The sequence below is a fragment of the Delftia sp. S65 genome, assembly GCF_016516495.1.
Taxonomy (GTDB): Bacteria; Pseudomonadota; Gammaproteobacteria; order Burkholderiales; family Burkholderiaceae_C; genus Comamonas; species Comamonas acidovorans.
In genome coordinates, this window is the sequence record NZ_JACVUR010000021.1 from 1 (window position 1) to 19,819 (window position 19,819).

The 19,819-nt window shown below is 67.8% G+C and carries 17 protein-coding genes; 6 read left to right on the forward strand and 11 right to left on the reverse strand.

The window, feature by feature from the left end; translation table 11 throughout:
* Positions 1-37: 37 nt before the first annotated feature.
* Entirely contained in the window at positions 38-1,066 is a 1,029-nt protein-coding gene (locus IAE24_RS17190) for an aromatic ring-hydroxylating dioxygenase subunit alpha (RefSeq protein ID WP_199961230.1), read from the reverse strand.
* Between the two features lie 116 nt (positions 1,067-1,182).
* On the opposite strand from IAE24_RS17190, the gene IAE24_RS17195 reads away from it, so the two are divergent.
* Positions 1,183-1,953 (forward strand): TetR/AcrR family transcriptional regulator, encoded by a 771-nt coding sequence (locus tag IAE24_RS17195; RefSeq protein WP_199961231.1) that lies wholly within the window; start codon positions 1,183-1,185, stop codon positions 1,951-1,953.
* Here IAE24_RS17195 and IAE24_RS17200 read toward each other — a convergent pair.
* Positions 1,944-3,023, reverse strand: coding sequence for a porin (locus IAE24_RS17200; RefSeq protein ID WP_199961232.1), 1,080 nt, complete (start codon positions 3,021-3,023; stop codon positions 1,944-1,946). The genes IAE24_RS17195 and IAE24_RS17200 overlap by 10 nt on opposite strands.
* Before the next feature lie 342 nt (positions 3,024-3,365).
* Between IAE24_RS17200 and IAE24_RS17205 the strand changes: the two genes are divergently transcribed.
* Positions 3,366-4,700, forward strand: coding sequence for an MFS transporter (locus IAE24_RS17205; protein ID WP_404827607.1), 1,335 nt, complete (start codon positions 3,366-3,368; stop codon positions 4,698-4,700).
* A gap of 19 nt (positions 4,701-4,719) precedes the next feature.
* Here IAE24_RS17205 and gorA read toward each other — a convergent pair whose 3' ends face one another.
* Together gorA and IAE24_RS17215 are read right to left on the reverse strand one after the other, a co-directional pair.
* Positions 4,720-6,069 (reverse strand): glutathione-disulfide reductase, encoded by a 1,350-nt coding sequence (gene gorA / locus IAE24_RS17210; RefSeq protein ID WP_071954757.1) that lies wholly within the window; start codon positions 6,067-6,069, stop codon positions 4,720-4,722.
* A gap of 112 nt (positions 6,070-6,181) precedes the next feature.
* Complete coding sequence (locus IAE24_RS17215) at positions 6,182-7,768, reverse strand: alkaline phosphatase D family protein (RefSeq protein ID WP_199961233.1); 1,587 nt, start codon at positions 7,766-7,768, stop codon at positions 6,182-6,184.
* 155 nt (positions 7,769-7,923) lie between these two features.
* On the opposite strand from IAE24_RS17215, the gene IAE24_RS17220 reads away from it, so the two are divergent.
* Together IAE24_RS17220 and IAE24_RS17225 are read left to right on the forward strand one after the other, a co-directional pair.
* On the forward strand, positions 7,924-9,168 hold the full coding sequence (locus IAE24_RS17220; RefSeq protein WP_199961234.1) for a helix-turn-helix domain-containing protein: 1,245 nt from the start codon (positions 7,924-7,926) through the stop codon (positions 9,166-9,168).
* Between the two features lie 32 nt (positions 9,169-9,200).
* On the forward strand, positions 9,201-9,857 hold the full coding sequence (locus tag IAE24_RS17225; RefSeq protein ID WP_063326791.1) for a Vgb family protein: 657 nt from the start codon (positions 9,201-9,203) through the stop codon (positions 9,855-9,857).
* 3 nt (positions 9,858-9,860) lie between these two features.
* Here IAE24_RS17225 and IAE24_RS17230 read toward each other — a convergent pair whose 3' ends face one another.
* A complete protein-coding gene (locus IAE24_RS17230; RefSeq protein ID WP_199961235.1) occupies positions 9,861-10,949 on the reverse strand; it encodes a tartrate dehydrogenase in 1,089 nt (362 codons plus the stop codon).
* Between the two features lie 130 nt (positions 10,950-11,079).
* Between IAE24_RS17230 and IAE24_RS17235 the strand changes: the two genes are divergently transcribed.
* Positions 11,080-11,994, forward strand: a complete 915-nt coding sequence (locus tag IAE24_RS17235; protein ID WP_170962064.1) for a LysR substrate-binding domain-containing protein — start codon at positions 11,080-11,082, stop codon at positions 11,992-11,994.
* A gap of 25 nt (positions 11,995-12,019) precedes the next feature.
* Here IAE24_RS17235 and IAE24_RS17240 read toward each other — a convergent pair whose 3' ends face one another.
* The 3 genes from IAE24_RS17240 to IAE24_RS17250 form a co-directional block, all read right to left on the reverse strand.
* On the reverse strand, positions 12,020-12,466 hold the full coding sequence (locus IAE24_RS17240) for a GatB/YqeY domain-containing protein (RefSeq protein WP_199961236.1): 447 nt from the start codon (positions 12,464-12,466) through the stop codon (positions 12,020-12,022).
* A 122-nt stretch (positions 12,467-12,588) separates the two neighbouring features.
* Positions 12,589-12,801, reverse strand: a complete 213-nt coding sequence (gene rpsU, locus IAE24_RS17245) for a 30S ribosomal protein S21 (RefSeq protein WP_012204283.1) — start codon at positions 12,799-12,801, stop codon at positions 12,589-12,591.
* 165 nt (positions 12,802-12,966) lie between these two features.
* Positions 12,967-14,187, reverse strand: coding sequence for an NAD(P)/FAD-dependent oxidoreductase (locus tag IAE24_RS17250; RefSeq protein ID WP_123692343.1), 1,221 nt, complete (start codon positions 14,185-14,187; stop codon positions 12,967-12,969).
* Between the two features lie 185 nt (positions 14,188-14,372).
* On the opposite strand from IAE24_RS17250, the gene IAE24_RS17255 reads away from it, so the two are divergent.
* Positions 14,373-14,876, forward strand: coding sequence for an acyl-CoA thioesterase (locus tag IAE24_RS17255; RefSeq protein ID WP_013803479.1), 504 nt, complete (start codon positions 14,373-14,375; stop codon positions 14,874-14,876).
* Here IAE24_RS17255 and IAE24_RS17260 read toward each other — a convergent pair.
* The 3 genes from IAE24_RS17260 to ybiB all read right to left on the reverse strand — a co-directional run bounded on the left by IAE24_RS17260 (position 14,863) and on the right by ybiB (position 19,808).
* The gene (locus IAE24_RS17260) at positions 14,863-17,802 is read right to left on the reverse strand and encodes an ATP-binding protein (RefSeq protein WP_199961266.1); all 2,940 of its coding nucleotides are present in this window, start codon (positions 17,800-17,802) and stop codon (positions 14,863-14,865) included. The two genes, IAE24_RS17255 and IAE24_RS17260, sit on opposite strands and share 14 nt — an antisense overlap.
* Positions 17,803-18,053: 251 nt before the next feature.
* On the reverse strand, positions 18,054-18,866 hold the full coding sequence (cobA, locus tag IAE24_RS17265; protein ID WP_199961237.1) for a uroporphyrinogen-III C-methyltransferase: 813 nt from the start codon (positions 18,864-18,866) through the stop codon (positions 18,054-18,056).
* Between the two features lie 27 nt (positions 18,867-18,893).
* Positions 18,894-19,808, reverse strand: coding sequence for a DNA-binding protein YbiB (gene ybiB / locus IAE24_RS17270; protein WP_013803476.1), 915 nt, complete (start codon positions 19,806-19,808; stop codon positions 18,894-18,896).
* Positions 19,809-19,819: the final 11 nt, after the last annotated feature.

Consider the following 19,819-nt stretch of genomic DNA (forward strand, 5'->3'; position numbering starts at 1 on the left):
GAGGGTGGGGTGGGTGTCGTCGTGCATGGCCCGCTCCTCAGCCGCCCGTGGGCGTGCCCTCGATCATGCGGTCCACCATGCGGCGCATGCGCCGGGGGGCCGCATCGATGGCGATCTTGATGGTCTTGCGCGTGGCAAAGCGCTTTTCGTTGCGCTCTATGGCTTCGAGGATGGCCTTGTCCTCGGCGAAGGCGACGCGGAAGTCGGCAGAGAGGGCCGCATTGGTGTCGGCATCGGCCGTGAAGTTCTTGACGTGCAGCCAGTGGTCGATGGAGGTGTTCCGGTCCACGGGCGTCATGAAGTGGCAGGCATAGATCTGCATGCAGTTGTCGCGCCGGCCCTCGGGGGCGCCCGTGCCCGTGGCGGCACTGCCGAAGTCGATGATGGCGATGCTGGGCGCGTGGTAGTGGTAGTAATGCCAGCGGTCCACGTTGCCGCTGAAATTGCCGTACTTGGCGAACAGCGGAATGGCCGGCGCATCGATGATCCAGCGCCAGGTGACGATGCGGCCGTCCAGCTCCTCGTGGTGCACGGGGATGTCCTCGCTGGCCGCGTTGCCCAGCGTGCTCAGGTGCACGAAGCTCACATGGGCCGGGTCGCAGAGGTTGTCGGCCAGGTTCAGGTAGTTGGCCTCTATGCGCAGCGCATCGCCTTCGACGGCGCTCCACGCCGGGTCGTGGTACTGGGGCAGGTCGAACACCGGCACGCTGTCGGCGCGCGAGGGATCGCCCATCCAGATCCAGACCAGGCCCATGTTCTCCTTGACCGGATAGGAGGTCACCACGGCGTTGCCCGGGATCATGTCCTGGCCCGGCACGCGCGTGCAGCGGCCGCTGCAGTCGAAGGTCAGGCCGTGGTAGCCGCATTCGATGGCATCGCCCTTGAGCTTGCCCATGGACAGCGGCAGCAGGCGGTGGGGGCAGGCGTCCTCCATGGCCACGACGGCGCCGGCCTCGGTGCGGTAGAGCACCACGTCGCGTTCGACGATGCGGTGCGCCGACAGCTGGCGGCCCACGTTGCGCGACCAGGTCAGCGGGTACCAGGTATCGAGTACATAGGTTTCCATGGGGACTCTCCTTGTTGAGTGTTCACTCAATTTTGTTTGAGTGAACACTCAATTTCAATATGGCGTTTTTCCCTAGAATGGCCGACGCAACGCCCCCTTCACCTGACGCCGTGCCCATGACCACTGATCCCGAGGAAGTTCCCGCCACCCCGAAGCGCAAGGCTGCGCCCGCCAGGAAAGCCGCTGCGAAGTCGGCCCCTTCCAAGGCCCCTGCCAAGGCGTCTGCGGGGCGCAAGCGGACTGCCAAGACCGGCAAGACGACCAAGGAGGCCATCTTGCTGGCGGCCGAGATCGAGTTCGCCAGAAGTGGCTACGACGGCGCCAGCGTGCAGCGCATCGGCAAGCAGGCCAAGTGCTACGAGAGCCTTCTCTACTACCACTACGGCAGCAAGGACAAGCTGTTCGCCGCCGTGCTGGAGAACGCCTACCGCAAGCTGGTGGAGGCCGAGGCGAAGCTGGTGGTGGACTTCGACGATCCGCGCGCTGCGCTGGAGGCCGTGGTGCGCTTCATGTGGCGCTACTACCAGGAGCACCCGGAGCTGATCTTCCTGCTCAACACCGAAAACCTGCTCAAGGGCAAGCACCTGAAGAAGGCCTCGGGCATACGCGACTTCTTTCCCAACGCCATCACGCTGCTGCGCAAGGCTGTGGAATCGGGAATGGCCCAGGGTCTGTTCCGTCCCGATGTGCACATCGACGATCTCTACATCACGGTCATGGGACTGGGCTACTTCTACCTGTCCAACCGCTACACGCTGAGCGCCTTCTTCGACAAGGAGCTGCTGCAGCAGGCCGAGCTGCAGCGCTGGGGCGACCACATGGTGGAGACGGTGTTGCGCGTGGTGCAGCAGCCACCGGCCCAGCCCCAGCCCAGGACTCAGAAATAGTGGCGCAGGCCCAGGCCCCAGGTCTGGCCGCTGCCGGCGCCCGTGCCCGTGATGCGGTCGTGCAGGCTGTTGAGGTAGATGTCCGTGCGCTTGGACAGTGGGTAGTCATAGCCCACGGCCCAGGTGTTGCGCCTGGCGTCTTCGGCGCCCGAGGTGCGCGCATGGCCATATGAGGCCAGCACGGCGCCCGGGCCTGCGGGAATGGACAGGCCGAACTGGCCGCTGTTCCTGCGGCGGTCCGCGCCGGCCACGGTGTCGGCCAGCCGCTGGTACTGGGCGAACAGCTTGACCATGCCCAGATCGTAGGAGCCGCCCAGCAGCCAGGCGCTCTGGCGGTCAAGGCCGGTGGCGGTAGCGGTGGTGGCGGCATTGGGATAGGCCACGCTCTGGTAGGCGAGGGCGGCGGCGAATGCGCCGCCCGCATAGCTGAGGCTGGCGCCGTACTTGTCCGCATCGCGGCGCTGGGATGCGGGCGTGCCGGCCGGCGGCTCGAACGAATACTGCAGCCGTGCCGTGAATCCGCCCCAGGACGGGCTGGTGTAGAGCAGGCTGTCGCTCCAGCCCGAGTCGCCCCGCAGCGGCGCGGCGGCCGTGCCGTTGGGCCCGAAGCTGTGCAGCACCGCGGGTGAGAACGAAAAGGACCCTGCATACGGGTTGAATGCGATGGTGGCCAGCCAGTAGGGGGTGGTGTTGCGCCCCAGTTGCAGCGTGCCCCAGCCGCCGCTCAGGCCCACATAGGCGCTGCGCGCAAAGAAGGCGTCATTGGCAAAACGCCCTTCGGCGCCGCTGTCCGCGCGGTAGAAGGCCTCCAGTGCAAACACGGCCTTCAATCCAGAACCCAGGTCCTCCGTTCCACGCAAGGCCCAGAAATTCGTCTGCATGCCGCCTGGCGTGAGCACGCCCGTGCCCTTGTCCGCGCCCAGCGGGCGCGAGAACCCCGCGAAGGCATCGATCTGACCGTGCAGCGTGACCTGCGCGCCCGCCGGCAGCGGGGTGATGGCATGGAGCAGGGCAAGTGCCGGGGCGGCCAGGGCAATGGCGTGTCCTGTACTTGATTGCAGTCTGGGCATGGGGTGTCTCCTTGGTTCTGATCACGGATGTCATTCCGCGGGTTCGGGCTTTTGAAGCGTATGCACTTGAATTGAGTCGGGTTCACTACAAAGGAGCACCAAGGCATTGCGTGAGTTGATACCCCTTGTTTCCTTTGTGTACAGGGATTTTTGTGCGCATTGATGGATGATGGCTATCGGGAAACTACTTGATTTGTTTTTGACTATCGTGCGTAGCATTGAGCGTAGGCACTTGAAATTTCCACTGCAGACAGATGTTTCCGCCGGATCCGGCTGCAGTGCGCCAACGCGGCGACGCAGGGCCATGAACGGTGGCAATGGTCAACACAGCAAGGAGCTGAAATGTCAGTTCACAGCAATGCAGGCATTGGCGGTATGCAGGGGCAGGGGGTCCATTTGCGGGAGCAGGAGAAGGAGCAGCGGCAGCTGTACGGGCGCGTGACGTGGCGGCTCGTGCCCTTCTTCTGCCTGTGCTACCTGGCCGCCTATCTGGACCGCATCAACGTGGGGCTGGCCAAGCTGCAGATGCAGCAGGACCTGGGCTTCAGCGAGACGGTCTACGGCCTGGGTGCGGGCCTGTTCTTCGTGGGCTACATCCTCTTCGAGGTGCCCAGCAACCTGGTGCTGGCGCGCATGGGCGCGCGGCTGTGGATCGCGCGGATCATGATCACCTGGGGCCTGATCTCGGGCGCGACCATGTTCGTGAGCACGCCCATGCAGTTCTATGTGCTGCGCTTTCTGCTGGGCGTGGCAGAGGCGGGGTTCTTTCCCGGCGTCATGCTGTACCTGACCTACTGGTATCCCACGCGCATGCGCAGCAAGATCATGGCGCTGTTCCTGATCGGCCTGCCGCTGGCCAGCCTGGTCGGGGCGCCGCTGTCGGGCTGGATCATGACGGCCTTTGCCGGCGTGCGTGGCTATGCGGGCTGGCAGTGGCTGTTCTTCCTGGAGGCGATTCCCTCGGTGGTGCTGGGCCTGCTGGTCTTCGTCTTCCTGCCCAACAGCATCGAGTCGGCCAAATGGCTGTCGCCGCGCGACAAGGGCGTGCTGCGCGCCAACCTCGACAGCGACAGGCTGGCCGAGTCCCACCATTCGCTGTGGGCGGCGCTGTCCAGCGGCCGGGTCTGGCTGCTGGGCATGATCGACCTGAGCCTGATGATGTCCACCTATGCCATCAGCTTCTGGCTGCCCACCATCATCCGCGAGGCCGGGGTCAGGAGCACGGCCGAGATCGGCCTGCTCACGGCCGTTCCCAATGCCTTTGCCATCGCTGCGCTGCTGCTCAACGGCATCAGCTCCGACCGGCGCCGCGAGCGGCGCTGGCACATCGTGCTGCCGGCACTGGCGGGCGCGGCCGCCATGGCGCTGAGCACGCTGTACACCGGCCATGTGTTCGCCACCGTGCTGCTGTTCTCTCTGGCGACGGCGGGCATCATGGCAGCCTTTCCCGTGTTCTGGTGCCTGCCCGCCACGTTCCTGACGGGGCCGGCGGCGGCCGCAGGCATTGCGCTGATCGCCTCCATTGCCAACCTGGGAGGCTTTGCGGCCACCTATTTGCTGGGCTGGCTCAAGGATCTCACGCACTCGTCGAGCGCAGGCCTGCTGCTGTTCGCCGCCTGCCTGGTGGCCGGCAGCCTCTTGACGCTGGCCCTGCCCAAGGCCGTGGTCAACCGCTGAGTGCAGGCTGTGCGCCTGTTCAGCGCATGGTCACGAACTCCTCGGCCGCCGTGGGGTGGATGGCCACGGTGTCGTCGAAGTCGCGCTTGGTGGCGCCCATCTTCAGGGCCACGGCAAAGCCCTGCAGCATCTCGTCCATCCCCAGGCCGATGCCGTGTATGCCCACGATGCGCTCCTCGGGGCCCACGCAGACCAGCTTCATGCGCGCGGGCTGGCGGTGGCGCGTGACCGCCGTGTACATGGCGGTGAAGGCCGATTGGTAGACCTTGACCTGATCGTCGCCAAAGCGCTCGCGTGCCTGCGGCTCGGTCAGGCCCACGGTGCCGATGGGCGGGTGGCTGAAGACCACGGTGGGTACGTTGTCGTAGTCCAGGTGCTCGCCGGTCTTGCCGTTGAACAGGCGCTCGGACAGGCGCCGGCCGGCGGCCACGGCCACGGGCGTGAGTTCGATGCGGCCCGTGATGTCGCCCACGGCGTGGATGCCGGGCACATTGGTGTCCTGGAACTTGTCCACCGCGATGTGGCCGCTGTCCTGCAGCGCCACGCCTGCGGCCTCCAGGTTCAGGCCCGAGGTGTCGGGCCTGCGGCCCACGGCCCAGACCACGCAGTCCACGGTGTGGCTGCTGCCGTCCTGCAGTTGCAGGTCCAGGCTGCCGTCTGCGTTGCGGACCACGGCCTTCGGGGTGGCCTGGCGGTGCACGGCGGGGCCTTCGGCCTCCATGATCTCCATCAGGGTCTGGCTCAGCAGCGGATCGAACCCGCGCAGTGCCGAGTTCTGGCGCAGGAACAGATGGGTCTGCGATCCCAGCGCGTGCAGCACGCCGGCAATCTCCACGGCGATATAGCCGGCACCGACCACGGCCGTGCGCGCAGGCAGGGCCTTGAGGGCGAAGAAGCCGTCCGAGTCGATGCCCAGCTCGGCGCCCGGAATGTCGGGCCGTGCCGGCCGCGTGCCCGTGGCGATGAGGATGTGGTCGGCACTGAGCCGCTGGCCGCCCACCTCCACGGTGCGCGCATCCACGAAGCGGCCAAAGCCCTGGATCAGCTCGACCTTGTTGCGCGCCAGGCCGCTTTCATACGAGGCATGGATGCGGTCGATGTAGGCGCTGCGGCTGTCCAGCAGGCGCTGCCAGTCCAGGCGGTTGACGGTGGCATCCCAGCCGTAGTCGGGGCCGTAGCGGTGCATGGCCTCGCCGATCTGGGCCGCATGCCACATGACCTTCTTGGGCACGCAGCCCACGTTGACGCAGGTGCCGCCGATCTCGCCGGCTTCGATCAGCGCGCAGTGGCGCCCGTGCATGGCGGCGCGGTTGGCCGATGCAATGCCGCCGCTGCCGCCGCCGATGACGATGTAGTCGTAGTGCTTCATGGAGATTCCGTGCTGTGTCTGAGCGGCCCGAATGCCGCAGCCGGCCATCTTGCCCTGTTCGCCGGCCAGGGGCCTGCGGCGGGGGCAATGCCGTGATCTCCAGGCGGCAGGCTCAGCTGCGCTGCGGCTGCAGCGTCTTCGTGTACAGCGCCTTGCCGTCCAGGTCCTTGAGCACCACGGTCAGCGCCTGGCTGCGGGGGTCTATGTCGAGCTGGCCGAAGAACTGGAAGCCTTCGCTGGGCGCCGAGTTGGCGTGGCCCGCGCTTTTCTGGAAAACGACTTCGCCGCCAAAGGTCTTGTCCATCTCGTTGGGGCCGAAGCCGCCCGCGTTCAGCGGGCCGGAGACGAATTCCCAGAACGGGTCGAAGTCCTGGAAGCTGGCGCGCTCGGGGCTGAAATGGTGGGCGGCCGTGTAGTGCACGTCGGCCGTGAGCCAGACCACGTTGTGGATGCCCGCATCCTTGATGCCCTTGAGCAGGCGCGCCATCTCCAGCTCGCGGCCCCGGGGTGCGCCATGCTCGCCATTGGCAACGGCCTCCCACTGGGCGCGGCCCTCGGCATCCTTGCCGTCGGGCACGAAGAGGCTGATGGGCATGTCGCTGGCGATCAGCTTCCAGGTGGCGCGGCTGTGCTTGAGGCCGTCCAGCAGCCACTGCACCTGCGGGCGCCCCAGCATGTCGGTGTCCGGGCCTTCGGCCGCCTGCAGGTTGTGGCTGTTGGGGCCGCGGTGGCTGCGCATGTCGATCACGAAGATGTCGGCCAGCGGGCCCTGGGGCAGGCGGCGGTACAGGCGCTGGTGCATGGCCGCGCCGAAGGGACGCATGGGCGCGTATTCCATGAAGGCGCGCTGGCCGCGCGCCGCCAGCAGCTGCACGTTCTTTTCGGTGTAGCGCGCGTCGTTGGCCACGCTCTTGCTGTCCGAGTAGTTGTTGGTGACCTCGTGGTCGTCCCACTGCCAGATCTGGGCGACCTCGCTGCCCAGGGCGCGCACGTTGGCGTCCATGAGGTTGTAGCGGTGGCGGCCCCGGAATTCGTCCAGCGTCTCGGCCACCTTGGCGACCTCGGGCGTGACCAGGTTCTTCCACAGCGTGCCGTCGCGCAGCTTCATCTGCGCGGCGATGGGGCCGTCGGCATAGATGGTGTCGCCGCTGTGCAGGAACACGTCGGGGTCGGTCCTGCGCATGGCCTCGTAGATGCGCATGCCGCCAAAAGCCTCGTTGATGCCGAAGCCCTGGCCTGCCGTGTCGCCGCTCCACACCAGGCGCAGCGGCCGCGTGGCGGGCATGCCCGCCGCCAGCGGCGTGCGAAAGTGCCCCTGCACGGCGGGCGAGCGCACATTGGCGCTGGCAAAGTCCTCCAGCACCACGCGGTAGAAGATGTCCTGGCCCGCAGGCAGACCCTGCAGGTCGATGCGGCCCGTGCCGTCGCTGCTGTCCATCAGCAGATCAGGCCCGCGCACGCGCGTGGGGTTGGCAAAGCCGGAGGTGGTGGACCATTCGATCCACATGCGCGCATCGCGGCTGGCGCGCGCCCAGACGATGGCGCGGTCAGCCAGCACATCGCCGCTTTGCAGGCCCGAGGGCAGCAGCGGCCGCGCCGCGTCGCGCGTGATGGCGGCGGGTGCGGACTGGGCCCGGAGGATGGAGGGCAGCAGCGAGCCGCCAGCGGCGGACAGCAGAAGATGGCGGCGGAGCATCATGGCGGGGGAGTGGGCGTGGCAAAGCGTTTGGCAGAGCGTTTGGCAGGGCGTTTGGCGACCCAGCCTAGCGCCCACCGATGACCGGGCCGTGACCGTGCGTTGGCCCGGGATGAATTGCAGGCACAGCCGTGCCGCACACGATGGATGGGATGGGCATGGATTCTCTGATCACGGCGGCGGCCCGTGCGCTCGCGGTTGGCGACCCCCTTGGCGCGCTGAACCGGGTGGCGCTGCGCGACGATGCGCCCGCGCTGGCACTGCGTGGCATCGCCATGGCGCAGTTGGGCGATCTGGTACGGGCCAGGGCCTTGCTGCGCAGCGCTGCGCGCGCCTTCGGCGCCCATGAGGCCGTGGCCCGCGCCCGCTGCGTAGTGGCCGAGGCCGAGATTGCACTGGCCCTGCGCGAGCTGGCATGGCCGGCCCGCAGGTTGGTTGCGGCGCGGGCGGTGCTGCAGGCGCATGGCGATCCCGTGAACGCCGCGCATGCAGGCTATCTGGAAATACGCCGTTGCCTGCTGCTGGGCCGCCTGGGCGAGGCCGAGGGTCTGCTGGGTGGACTGCGGCCCGCGCTGCTGCCTGCCGCCTTGCAGGCGTTCCATGCCCTGGCCCTGGCGGGTATCGCCATGCGCCGATTGGACATCCGTGCGGCGCACAGTGCGCTGGCCGATGCCGCGCAGGCGGCCGGCGCCGCCGGCATTGCAGCACTGGCCGCCGAGGTGGGGCAGGCCGCCCAGGCCCTGCACGCGCCTGCTGCGGTGCTGCTGGAGCGGGAGCCGGCCGGACCGCAGGCTCAGAAGCTGCTGTCGCTGGATGAGGCCGGGACCCTGCTGGCCTCGGGCGCGCTGGTGGTGGATGCCTGCCGCCATGCGGTGCGCGCCGGAGCGGTGGCGGTCTCGCTGGCGGGGCGCCCGGTGCTGTTTGCGCTGGCGCGCGCGCTGGGCGAGGCCTGGCCCGGCGATGTCTCACGCGAGGCGCTGGTGGCGCAGGTATTTCGCGCCCGGCAGGCCGATGATTCGTACCGTGCGCGTCTGCGTGTCGAGATTGGCCGCCTGCGCCGCCTGCTGCGGCCGCTGGCCGAAGTTCACGCCACGCCCCTGGGATTTGTGCTGGCGCCCCGGCAGGCCCGGGTGGCCGTGCTGGCACGGCCCTTGGAAGCAGTGCAAGGGACGCTGTGCGGGCCGGTGCTGGCGCTGCTCTCCGATGGCGAGGCCTGGGCCAGTTCGGCGCTGGCCCTGGCACTGGGCGCGAGCCAGCGCAGCGTCCAGAGGGCCCTGGAGGCGCTGGAGCGCGACGCGCTGGCGCAGCCCGTGGGCCGGGGACGCGCCCGCCGTTGGGTGGCCCGGCCTGCGCCGGGATTCACGACGACTTTGTTACTCCCCGCTGTGCTGCCGGCTGGCTAGCATGGGCCGACCAACGCAACCAGGAGTTCCGCATGAAGACAGAAGCTGCAGAAATCATCCGCGAGTACGGTCCCTTTCCCGGCATCGATTGCGTGCACGGGGTGTCCTACGACGGCAGCCAGGTCTGGTTCGCCACCGGCACCCAATTGCAGGCGCTGGACCCCGACAGCGGCCGGATCGTGCGCAGCATCCCTGTGCCGGGCGATGCCGGCACGGCCTTCGATGGCCGGCATCTGTTCCAGATCGCCAATGACCGTATCCAGAAGATCGACCTGTCCACCGGCCATGTGCTGGCCACCATTCCTGCACCCGGGGGCGGCGGCGATGCCGGCGATTCGGGAATGGCCTGGGCCGAGGGCTCGCTGTGGGTGGGTCAGTACCACGGCCGCAAGATCCATCAGATCGACCCCGACACCGGGGCGGTGCTGCGCACCCTGGAGTCCAACCGCTTCGTCACCGGCGTCACCTGGGTGGACGGCCAGTTGTGGCACGGCACCTGGGAAGAGGGCCAGAGCGATCTGCGGCGCCTGGACCCGGACAGCGGTGCCGTGCTGCAGCGGCTGGAGATGCCGGCCGGCACCGGCGTGTCGGGGCTGGAGTCCGACGGCGGCGACCGCTTCTTCTGCGGCGGCGGAGAAAGCGGCCGCATCAGGGCCGTGCGCCGGCCCCGGCAGGCGCAGCAGCCCTGAGGCCTACTTGCCCGCGATCTGTGCCGCGATGGCCTGGCCCACTTCGGTGGTGCTGGCCGTGCCGCCCAGGTCGGGCGTGCGGGGGCCGTTCTTGATGACTTCCTCGATGGCCGAGACGATGGCGTCGTGCGCCGCGCGGCCTGCGCCCTGGCCGTGGGTCAGGAAGTCCAGCATCAGCGCTGCCGACCAGACCATGGCGATGGGGTTGGCGATGTTCTTGCCATAGATGTCGGGCGCCGAGCCGTGCACGGGCTCGAACAGGCTGGGGAAGCTGCGGTCGGGGTTGAGGTTGGCCGAGGGGGCCAGGCCGATGGTGCCCGTGGTGGCCGGGCCCAGGTCGCTCAGGATGTCGCCGAACAGGTTGGTGGCGGCCACCACGTCGAAGCGGCCCGGCTGCAGCACGAAGCGCGCGGTCAGGATGTCGATGTGCTGCTTGTCCAGCGTGACGTCCGGGTAGGCCTTGGCCACGTCCTCTGCGCGCTGGTCCCACCAGGGCATGCTGATGGCGATGCCGTTGCTCTTGGTGGCCAGGGTGACGTGCTTGCGCTCGCGGCTTTGGGCCAGGTCGAAGGCGTACTTGAGCAGGCGCTCGGCACCCTTGCGCGAGTAGACCGATTCCTGGATCACGATTTCGCGGTCCGTGCCCTCGTACATGATGCCGCCCAGCGAGGTGTACTCGCCTTCGGTGTTCTCGCGCACCACGTAGTAGTCGATGTCGCCGGGCTTGCGGCCGGCCAGCGGGCAGGGCACGCCCTCGAACAGGCGCACGGGGCGCAGGTTGATGTACTGGTCGAACTCGCGGCGGAACTTGAGCAGCGAGCCCCACAGCGAGACATGGTCGGGCACGGTGGCGGGCCAGCCCACGGCGCCGAAGAAGATGGCGTCCATGCTGCAGAGCTGCGCCTTCCAGTCGTCGGGCATCATTTTTCCGTGGGCCAGGTAGTAGTCGCAGTGGGCCCAGTCGAAATGGTGGAATTCGAGCTTGATCGCGAAGCGGCTGGCGGCGGCCTCCAGCGTGCGCAGGCCTTCGGGCATGACTTCCTTGCCAATGCCGTCACCGGCGATGACGGCGATCTTGAATGTGTCTTGCATGGTGTCTGTCCTTGGATCGAATGGATGGATATGAAGCGGCGCCGCTGACAGCCTGGCCGCATGCATGGCATTGTTGGCTGCGCCAGGGCTAAATACAATCGGCCAACTGTGGTTCCATTGTTTACAGATCGTGAATAAACAACCGGCTCCCGAAGACCTGCGTGTCTTCACCGTGGTGGCCCGCAAATCCGGCTTTGCCGCTGCGGCCGAGGAATTGGGTGCATCGCCCGCCTATGTGAGCAAGCGCATCCGCCTGCTGGAGCAGGAGTTGGGCGTGAAGCTGCTGCACCGCACCACGCGCCGCGTGGCCGTGACCGAGGAGGGCGAGCGCGTATTCCACTGGGCGCAGCGCATCCTCGACGACATGGACCAGCTGATGCAGGAGGTGGCCATCACGCGCAGCGAGCCGCGCGGCCTGCTGCGCGTGAGCAGCAGCTTCGGCTTCGGGCGGCATGTGATCGCGCCGGCGCTGTCCCGGCTGGTGGAGCGCCATCCGGGGCTGCAGGTGCGGCTGGATGTGTTCGACCGGCTGGTGGATGTGGCGGGGGAGGGCTTCGATCTGGATGTGCGCGTGGGCGACGAGATCGCGCCCCACCTGATTGCACGGCGGCTGGCCGACAACCACCGCGTGCTGTGCGCGGCGCCTGCCTACCTGGCGCGCCGTGGCACGCCGCGCACGCCGGCCGAGCTGTCGGCCCACGACTGCCTGGCCATCAAGGAGCGCGACCAGGCCTTTGGCGTGTGGCGGCTGCGCGCGGGCGCCGCCGAGCAATCGGTGAAGGTCACGGGGCCGCTGTCGGCCAACAACGGCGAGATGGTGGTGCAGTGGGCCGTGGACGGGCGCGGCATTGCGCTGCGCTCGCTATGGGATGTGGGCGCCCATCTGCAGGCCGGGCGCCTGGTGCAGCTGCTGCCCGAATGGCGGCAGGAGGCCAATGTCTGGGCGGTCTATCCGACGCGGCTGCAGCTGTCGGCCAAGGTGCGGGTGTGTGTCGAATTCCTGCAGGAGCACTTTCAGCAGGAATGGGCGGCAGCAGCGTCCTGAAAAGGGCGCGGCTGCCGCAGCAGGCTCAACCTGCCAGGGCGGCCTTGACGGCAGCGGACACCTGGCCCATGTCGGCCTTGCCAGCCAGTTGCGCCTTGACCGCGCCCATGACCTTGCCCATGTCGCCGGGGCCGGAGGCACCCAGCTCGGCCACGATGGCCTTCACGGCGGTGGCCACTTCCTCGGCCGACATGCGTGCGGGCAGGTAGGCGGTCAGCACGGCCATTTCGGCCTTTTCCTTGTCGGCCAGGTCCTGGCGGCCCGCGCCCTCGAAGGCGGCAATGCTGTCCTTGCGCTGCTTGATCAGCTTGTCCACGATGGCGATGATGGCGGCGTCGTCGAGCTCGACGCGCTCATCGACTTCCTTTTGCTTCATCGCGGCCAGCAGCAGGCGGATGGTGCCCAGGCGTTCGCTGTCCTTGGCGCGCATGGCGGTCTTCATGTCTTCGGTGATCTGGGCCTTGAGGCTCATGGCATTTCTCCTGAGGTAGTGGCGTCGGAAAACAAAAACCAAAAAACAAAAACAAAAAACCCGCGCCTGGCGTCCCGAGCGCGGGTTTTGCGGCTGACGAGAGCCGGCTGGTCAAGGGCTGATCAGTACAGCTTCTTGGGCAGCTGCATGCTGCGAACGCGCTTGTAGTGACGCTTGACGGCGGCAGCCTTCTTGCGCTTGCGTTCGGATGTGGGCTTCTCGTAGAACTCGCGAGCGCGCAGGTCGGTCAGCAGGCCGAGCTTTTCGATGGTGCGCTTGAAGCGGCGCAGGGCAACTTCATAGGGCTCGTTTTCTTTTACGCGGATGGTGGTCATTAGCTAGATTTCCAGATATCTGTGCTGACAGCGGGTTCTCGGGAAGATCGGGCCTGAGAGCCATGTTCAGCGGTTGGTCCCCGTCAATAGTTAACTAGTATTGGCCGACGGGGCAATTGCCAGCAAAGCGGGCGATTATACGCGAGACGAAAGCGATCTGACAAATCACGCACAAGGCAAGGCCTGCGCGCAGGCATACCCGCTGGCCCAGGCCCATTGGAAGTTGTATCCGCCCAGCCAGCCGGTGATGTCCACCACTTCGCCGATGCAGTACAGGCCGGGCTGGGTCTTGCATTCCATGGTCTGTTGCGAAAGCGCACGCGTGTCCACGCCGCCCAGCGTCACTTCGGCCTTCTTGTAGCCTTCGGTGCCGGTGGGCACGATCTCCCAGCGCGACAGGCGCTCGGCCAGCTGGTTCAGGGCCTTGTCCGAGGCTTCGGCAATGGGGCGCTGCCAGGCCGCGTCCTGCTGCACCCAGGCATCGGCCAGGCGCGAGGGCAGCCACTGCGCCAGTTCGTTGGCGATGAGCTTGCGCGAGCGCGACTTGGCCTTGAGCAATTCGTCCTGCAGGTCCACCTCGGGGGCGAGGTTGATGCACAGGGGCGTGCCGGGCTTCCAGTAGCTCGAGATCTGCAGCACGGCGGGGCCGGACAGGCCGCGGTGCGTGAACAGCAGGTCTTCCATGAAGGCCATGCGCTCTTTCTTGCTGCCGGTGCTGATCTCGACCGGAAGGGCCAGGCCGGCGAGCTGGGCGTAGGGGGCCCAGGCGTCGCCGTCGAAGGTCAGCGGCACCAGGCCCGGCGTGCGTTCGACCAGGGGCAGGCCGAACTGCTGGGCCAGGCGGTAGCCGAAGTCGGTGGCGCCGATCTTGGGAATGGACAGCCCGCCCGTGGCGATGACCAGGCTGGGCGCCTGCACGGCGCCACGGCTGGTCTGCAGGCGGTACTGGCCATCCGCATGCGCGACGGAATCGACCTTGCAGGGCTGCCAGCGCTGCACGCCGCCGGCCTGGCATTCGGCCAGCAGCATGGCGATGATGTCCTCGGCCGAGCGGTCGGCGAACAGCTGGCCCTTGTGCTTTTCATGGTGGGCAATGCCGTGCCTGTCCATGAGCGCGATGAAGTCGGCCGGCGTGTAGCGCGACAGGGCCGAGCGGCAGAACTGCGGGTTGCCGCCCACGAAGTGCTTGTGCGGCGCACGCACGTCCAGGTCGCGGTTGGTGAAGTTGCAACGGCCGCCGCCCGAGATGCGGATCTTCTCGGCCACCTTCTCCGCGTGGTCCAGGAGCAGCACCGACAGGCCCCGCTGTCCGGCCTGGGCCGCACAGAACAGACCGGCCGCGCCGGCGCCGATGACGATGGCGTCGAAAGAGAGGGAAGAGGTCACAAAAACGTCACTCGGGGGGCAAAAGGGCGCCCATTCTCGCGCACTTGTGCCAGCCCTTCGCGTGCCCTGTGAAACTGGCGTGTCCTGAAGCCAGGGACACCGAGGAAGGGCCGCCCCGCACCGAGGGTGTCGTCCCCCTCTGGGGGAAGGCGCGCAGCGACTCAGGGGGGACCTAAAATCCAGCGATGAATTTCCCATCGCACCAGCTGAGCATGACCGTGCTCATGTCGCCCGACATGGCGAACTTTTCGGGCAACGTCCATGGCGGCGCCGTTCTCAAGCAGCTCGACCAGGTGGCCTATGCCTGCGCCAGCCGCTACGCGGGCCGCTATGTGGTCACGCTGAGCGTGGACCAGGTGATGTTCCTGCAGCCCATCCATGTGGGCGAGCTGGTGACCTTCCTGGCCAGCGTCAACCACACGGGCAAGTCGTCGATGGAAATCGGCATCAAGGTGGTGGCCGAGGACATCCGCACCCAGGTGGTGCGCCATGTCAACAGCTGCTTTTTCACCATGGTGGCGGTGGACGAGAACAAGCAGCCTGCGCCCGTGCCCACGCTGGTGCCGGCCACCGACGAGGAAAAGCGCCGCTGGCAGGCCGCGCTGATCCGCAAGGACCTGCGCCGCGAGCTGGCCCAGCGCTTCGAGCAAAGCCGCGTGACGGCCAGCAGCTCGGTCAAGCCGGGCTGAGCGTGGAGGGTGCGGCCGGTGGCCGATGCCAGGTGCCGGGCGCGCGGCCCTGCAACTCGTCCCGCACCTGCTCGATGACGCGCCTGAGGTCTTCCATGGAGGCCGGCTTGGACAGCACCTCGTCGGCACCGGCCTGCAGGTAGAGCAGGGCCTCGGAGGCCTCGGGACTGGCGGTCAGCGCAATCACGCGGCAGCGGCGCAGCTGGTTTTCGGCTTCCCGCCGACGCAGGCGCCGGATGAACTCGAAGCCGTCCATGATCGGCATGCGGCCGTCGGTGATGATGAGGTCAAAGGACTCGACCAGGCAACGCGCCCAGGCCTCCTGTCCATCGCCGGCCAGCGAGATGCCCTGGCCCAGCGCGGTGAGCTGGCTCTTGAGCAGCTCGCGATTGAACATATAGTCTTCCACGGCCAGGATTCTGAGTTCGGGCTCGGTTGGGACTTCGGGCTTGGGCTCGGTGCCTGTATCGGCCTTTGCACGCAGCTCCAGGGGCGCGGGCATGAGCCGGGGCAATACCTCTTCGGCCGACAGCCTGTCGTCCGGCTCCACCAGGGGCAGGCTCAGCCTGACCGTGAAGCGTGAGCCCCGGCCCGGCACGCTCTCCAGGGTGATGGTCCCACCCATGTGCTCCAGCAGGCGGCGCGTGATGCTCAGGCCCAGGCCGCTGCCGAAGGCCTGGTCCTGATGGGCTCCCGGCACCTGCGAAAAGGGCTTGAACAGCCGGGCCTGGTCCTGCGGCGCAATGCCGATGCCGGTGTCCTCCACCTCCATCTGCAGCAGCAGGCGGTCATGGCGGCGGGTGCCTTGCGCGCGCAGGGTGACGCTGCCGCGTTCGGTGAATTTGATGGCATTGCTCAGCAGGTTGAACAGCACCTGCTTGAGGTGCAGCGGGTCGGCCGTCACGCTGAGGTCCACGCCCTTGCCAACCTGGGTGCGCAGCGACAGCCGCTTGCCGTGCGCCAGGCCCTGCAGCAGCGGGGCCATGTCTTCGATCAGCGGCCGCAGCGCCACGGGCTGGGGCGTGGAGTCGATGTGGCCCGACTCGATGCGGTGCAGGTCCAGCACATTGCCCAGCAGCAGCAGCATGCCCTGTGAGGCCTTGTGGGCCGCGGCCAGCGTATCGCGGTGGGGCAGGCCGAGTTTTTCGCGGTCCTGCGCCAGCTCCAGCAGGCCGATGATGGCGCTCAGCGGCGTGCGTATCTCGTGGCTGGTGGTGGACAGGAACAGGCTTTTGGCCCGGTTGGCGGCCTCGGCGCGCCGCTCGGCACGGCGCGTCCTGCGCATCTGGCGGCTCAGGTAAAAGCCCCAGACCAGGGAGGTGGCCGTGGCCAGCGCCAGCGCTGCCAGCAGCAGCAGCAGGCGCTGGCGGTGCTCGCGCCAAAAGCGCGTGCCGCTGCCGCTATCGCGCGGCGCCCACAGGCGCACGATTTCGGCCATTTCTTCGGGTGAGATGGACAGCTGGGCCTTCTCCAGAATGCTCAGAAGCTCGGGCTCGGCGGCATGCACGGCCAGGCTCACGGGGCGGGTGTAGTCCTCCAGGATGCCGGTGAGCTGCAACTGGTTGCCCAATTGCTGGGCGTTGGCATAGCGCGCTGCGTAGTCGTTGCCGACGAAGGCATCGCTGTCATCGGCCGCCACGCTGGCCAGAGCCTGGGCCAGGTCGGGATACAGCTGCAGCCGTATGCGCGGATGCTCGCGGCGCACCGTGTCTTCCAGGAAGAAGCCAGCCACCATGGCCACGCGCTTGCCCTCCAGTCCCTGCAGGTGGTGTATGCCCTTGTCACGCTGTGTGCCCGCGTTCGCCTCGGGCCGGGCCAGCACCACCACCGCGCTGCGCAGGTAGGGCGGCAGCAGCTTGATATCGGGCGATGCAATCGGCGGCGAGGTGTAGACGGGGGTGAGCAGGGCCTTGCCCGAGCCCAGAATGGCCTCGAGTTCGGTGTAGTTGCGTGCGGTCACGTAGTCGAACTGCAGGCCGGAGCGGTGGCTGATCAGGTCCAGGTAGTCGGGTCCTATGCCCTCGGCCTGGCGGTCGGCATTCAGCTTTCCCAGCGATCCCAGCGAGCTGTTGAGCACCACGGGAATGCGGGGATGGGCATCCAGCCACTGCTTTTCCGAGGGTGTCAGGGCCACGCGGTCGCTTCCCAGCAGCGGACGGCGGCTGCCGCTCCAGCTGTGCAGAATGTCGTCGCCATGCTGCAAGGTGATGGCGGGCAGGGCCTGGTCCAGATAGGCCTTCAACTGCGTATCGTCATGCCGCACCAGCATGCCGAAGCCCCGGCTCTCTATGGGGGCAAAGCCCTGCACGCGCAGGTTGAGCAGGTAGTTGGCCTGGATCAGGTAGTGCACCGTGACCGTGTCGCCGACGAAGCCATCGATCTCGCCCAGGCTCAGCGCCTCCAGCGCGCGGCGGGGTGTTTCATAGGTCAGCAGCTCGCTGAGAGGATAGGCGGCCGCAACCTGGGAGCGCAGCAGCTGGTCGGGCGTCATGGCCAGCCGCGCGCCCCGGCGCTCCGCGTCGAAGGGCGCATGCGAGAGCGACACCAGCACGGGCTGGCTGGGCAGGTAGGGCACGCTCAGGGCCAGGTCGGCGCGTTCGGCCTCCAGCTCGGTGCCCTCGCAGGCCAGATCGATCTCGCCGCGCCGCAGCGCATCGAGCACGGCCACGCGCGATCCATAGGTCTTGAAGCGCACCGGCGCGGGAAACAGCAGGCCCAGGTGGTCGGCCGTGATGCCCTGGAAGCGCTCGCCATCGATCATTTCCAGGGGAGGATGGTCGGGCAGGGAAATGCCCACGGTCAGCGGCCCGCGCGCCTGCAGCCACTGGCGGTGCGCGGGCGTGAGCCAGGGTTTTGCACCGGCCGTGACGCGCGTGGCCAGCACCATTTCGGCGCCTGCAGCCAGGCCGGGCATGAGCAGGGCCATGCCCAGCGCGCAGCCGGCCAGCAGCGGCGACCACGTGCGCCGCCATGCGGACAGCCGTATCTGCGCAGCTGTGGAAGTGAAAGTAAGGCCTGGTGTTTTCATGGAATCCCCCGATGGCGCTACCGCCGCCTGGCGGAGCTGACGGTCTGCCAAAACGGTCTAAACGCCGTTTCGGCAGCCAACAGGGGATTTTTAATGAAAACTAATGACTTTTATGAATCGATAGATTTTTGATTGCAGCAATCTCGCACTCAGGCGGCTGCAACCGCAGCGGTGAGCTGCGTCTGAGGTTCGGCCATTGCCCGTACGCCATGGACCACATCGCCAACGACGATGACGCTGGGGCTGCCCAGGCCCGTGTCGGCAATGCACTCCACCAGCGCGCCCAGCGTGGTCAGCGCGTGGCGCTGTTGTGGCAGGCTGGCGTGCTGGATCACGGCCACGGGCGTGGCTGCGGGCAGGCCATTGAGCAGCTCGGCGCGGATGTGCTCCACGCTGCTCACGCCCATGTAGATCACCAGGGTGAGCCGCGCATCGCGCGCGGTGGTGGCCAGCTGGCGCCAGTCTGTGCCGCTGTCGCCGGGCTTGGCGTGGCCCGTGATGAAGACCACGCCGTGCGCGCGGTCGCGGTGCGTGAGCGGGGCGCCCAGGCTGGTGAGCCCGGCCAGGCCAGCGGTGATGCCGTTGATGACCTGGACCTCGACGCCCGCTTCGCGCAGGTGCTCCACCTCTTCGCCGCCGCGCCCGAAGATGAAGGGGTCGCCGCCCTTCAGGCGCACCACGGTCTCGCCCTCCTGCACGGCGCTCAGCATGAGCTTTTCGATGAAGGCCTGGGGCGTGCTCTTGCAGCCGCCGCGCTTGCCCACGTAGACGATGCGCGCCGTGGGCGCGGCATGGGCCACGATGGCGTCGCTGACCAGGTCATCGACCAGCAGCACGGTGGCAGCCTGTATGGCCTTGAGGGCCTTGATGGTCAGCAGCTCCGGGTCGCCGGGGCCGGCGCCGACCAGGGTGCAGGTGCCGCGCCGGGCGGTGTTCGCGGGGGTGTGGGACGGGGTCGTCATGGCGGGGCTCCGTTTTTTCTGGGGTATTCAGCGAATCTGATCGGCAAGGTGGACGATGTGTTCCACCTGGCGTATGAGCGCGGGCGGCACGGGCAGCCGGCCCGCGAGCACGTCTTCGGTGTAGCGCGCCGTGGTGTCCACGTCGATCTCGGCGGGCAGGCCCGGCACGTCGGAGGCGGTGCCGCTTTGCTGCTCGGCCAGCAACTGGTGGGCGCCTGCCACAAAGCCGTCGTAGCGCGGCAGCCGGCGCGGGTCGGCCGCGACCTCGCCTTCCAGCCCGCGCGAGAGCAGGACATTCATGCCCAATGTCCCGAAGGTGCCGTGCAGCATGGGCAGGTACTCGGGATGGGTGTAGGCCGTCACCAGCAGGCAGGGGCCGTCGCAGGGCGCCAGCAGCTTGACCACGCTGTGGCCCGGGTTGCGCAGGCCGATGACCTCGCGCACGGACAGCAGGCGCGCCAGGGCCGGGTGCAGATGTTCGGTATGGATATGGGCCACCTGGCCGCCGGCCAGGGCCTGGGGAGATGGCAGCGGCGCAATGCCCAGGGCCTGCAGCACATCGCTGGCCAGGATGCGGCGCGCCTCGGTGCGCATGCCGTGCAGCAGCACGGGCAGGCCTTCGCGTGCCAGCAGCAGGGCCAGCAGGGGCGTGAGCACGGGCAGGCGGCGCGCGCCGTTGTAGCTGGGCAGCACGATCACGGGGCGGCCATTGGCCGAGGCGGGAAAACGGGCGACGCGCGCATGCACGGCGTCCAGGAAGCCGCTCATCTCCTCGACGGTCTCGCCCTTGATGCGCATGGCGATGCAAAAGGCCCCGATCTCCAGGTCGCTGACGCCGCCGTCCAGCACCTGGCCGAACAGGTCGGCCGCCTGCGGGCGCTCCAGCGCCTTGGCTCCGCGTGCGCCGCGGCCTATTTCCTTGATGTATTGGCTGATGCCCATGGCGTTGCAAT

What these genes read in the sequence shown, in the direction of transcription:
- IAE24_RS17225 (WP_063326791.1), top strand. Translation starts at nt 9,201, where the DNA reads ATGAAGACAGAAGCTGCAGAAATCATCCGCGAGTACGGTCCCTTTCCC.
- gorA (WP_071954757.1), bottom strand. Translation starts at nt 6,069, where the DNA reads ATGAAGCACTACGACTACATCGTCATCGGCGGCGGCAGCGGCGGCATT.
- IAE24_RS17240 (WP_199961236.1), bottom strand. Translation starts at nt 12,466, where the DNA reads ATGAGCCTCAAGGCCCAGATCACCGAAGACATGAAGACCGCCATGCGC.
- IAE24_RS17190 (WP_199961230.1), bottom strand. Translation starts at nt 1,066, where the DNA reads ATGGAAACCTATGTACTCGATACCTGGTACCCGCTGACCTGGTCGCGC.
- IAE24_RS17205 (WP_404827607.1), top strand. Translation starts at nt 3,366, where the DNA reads ATGTCAGTTCACAGCAATGCAGGCATTGGCGGTATGCAGGGGCAGGGG.
- IAE24_RS17220 (WP_199961234.1), top strand. Translation starts at nt 7,924, where the DNA reads ATGGATTCTCTGATCACGGCGGCGGCCCGTGCGCTCGCGGTTGGCGAC.
- ybiB (WP_013803476.1), bottom strand. Translation starts at nt 19,808, where the DNA reads ATGGGCATCAGCCAATACATCAAGGAAATAGGCCGCGGCGCACGCGGA.
- IAE24_RS17200 (WP_199961232.1), bottom strand. Translation starts at nt 3,023, where the DNA reads ATGCCCAGACTGCAATCAAGTACAGGACACGCCATTGCCCTGGCCGCC.
- IAE24_RS17260 (WP_199961266.1), bottom strand. Translation starts at nt 17,802, where the DNA reads ATGGCCCTGCTCATGCCCGGCCTGGCTGCAGGCGCCGAAATGGTGCTG.
- IAE24_RS17195 (WP_199961231.1), top strand. Translation starts at nt 1,183, where the DNA reads ATGACCACTGATCCCGAGGAAGTTCCCGCCACCCCGAAGCGCAAGGCT.
- IAE24_RS17230 (WP_199961235.1), bottom strand. Translation starts at nt 10,949, where the DNA reads ATGCAAGACACATTCAAGATCGCCGTCATCGCCGGTGACGGCATTGGC.
- IAE24_RS17255 (WP_013803479.1), top strand. Translation starts at nt 14,373, where the DNA reads ATGAATTTCCCATCGCACCAGCTGAGCATGACCGTGCTCATGTCGCCC.
- cobA (WP_199961237.1), bottom strand. Translation starts at nt 18,866, where the DNA reads ATGACGACCCCGTCCCACACCCCCGCGAACACCGCCCGGCGCGGCACC.
- IAE24_RS17215 (WP_199961233.1), bottom strand. Translation starts at nt 7,768, where the DNA reads ATGATGCTCCGCCGCCATCTTCTGCTGTCCGCCGCTGGCGGCTCGCTG.
- rpsU (WP_012204283.1), bottom strand. Translation starts at nt 12,801, where the DNA reads ATGACCACCATCCGCGTAAAAGAAAACGAGCCCTATGAAGTTGCCCTG.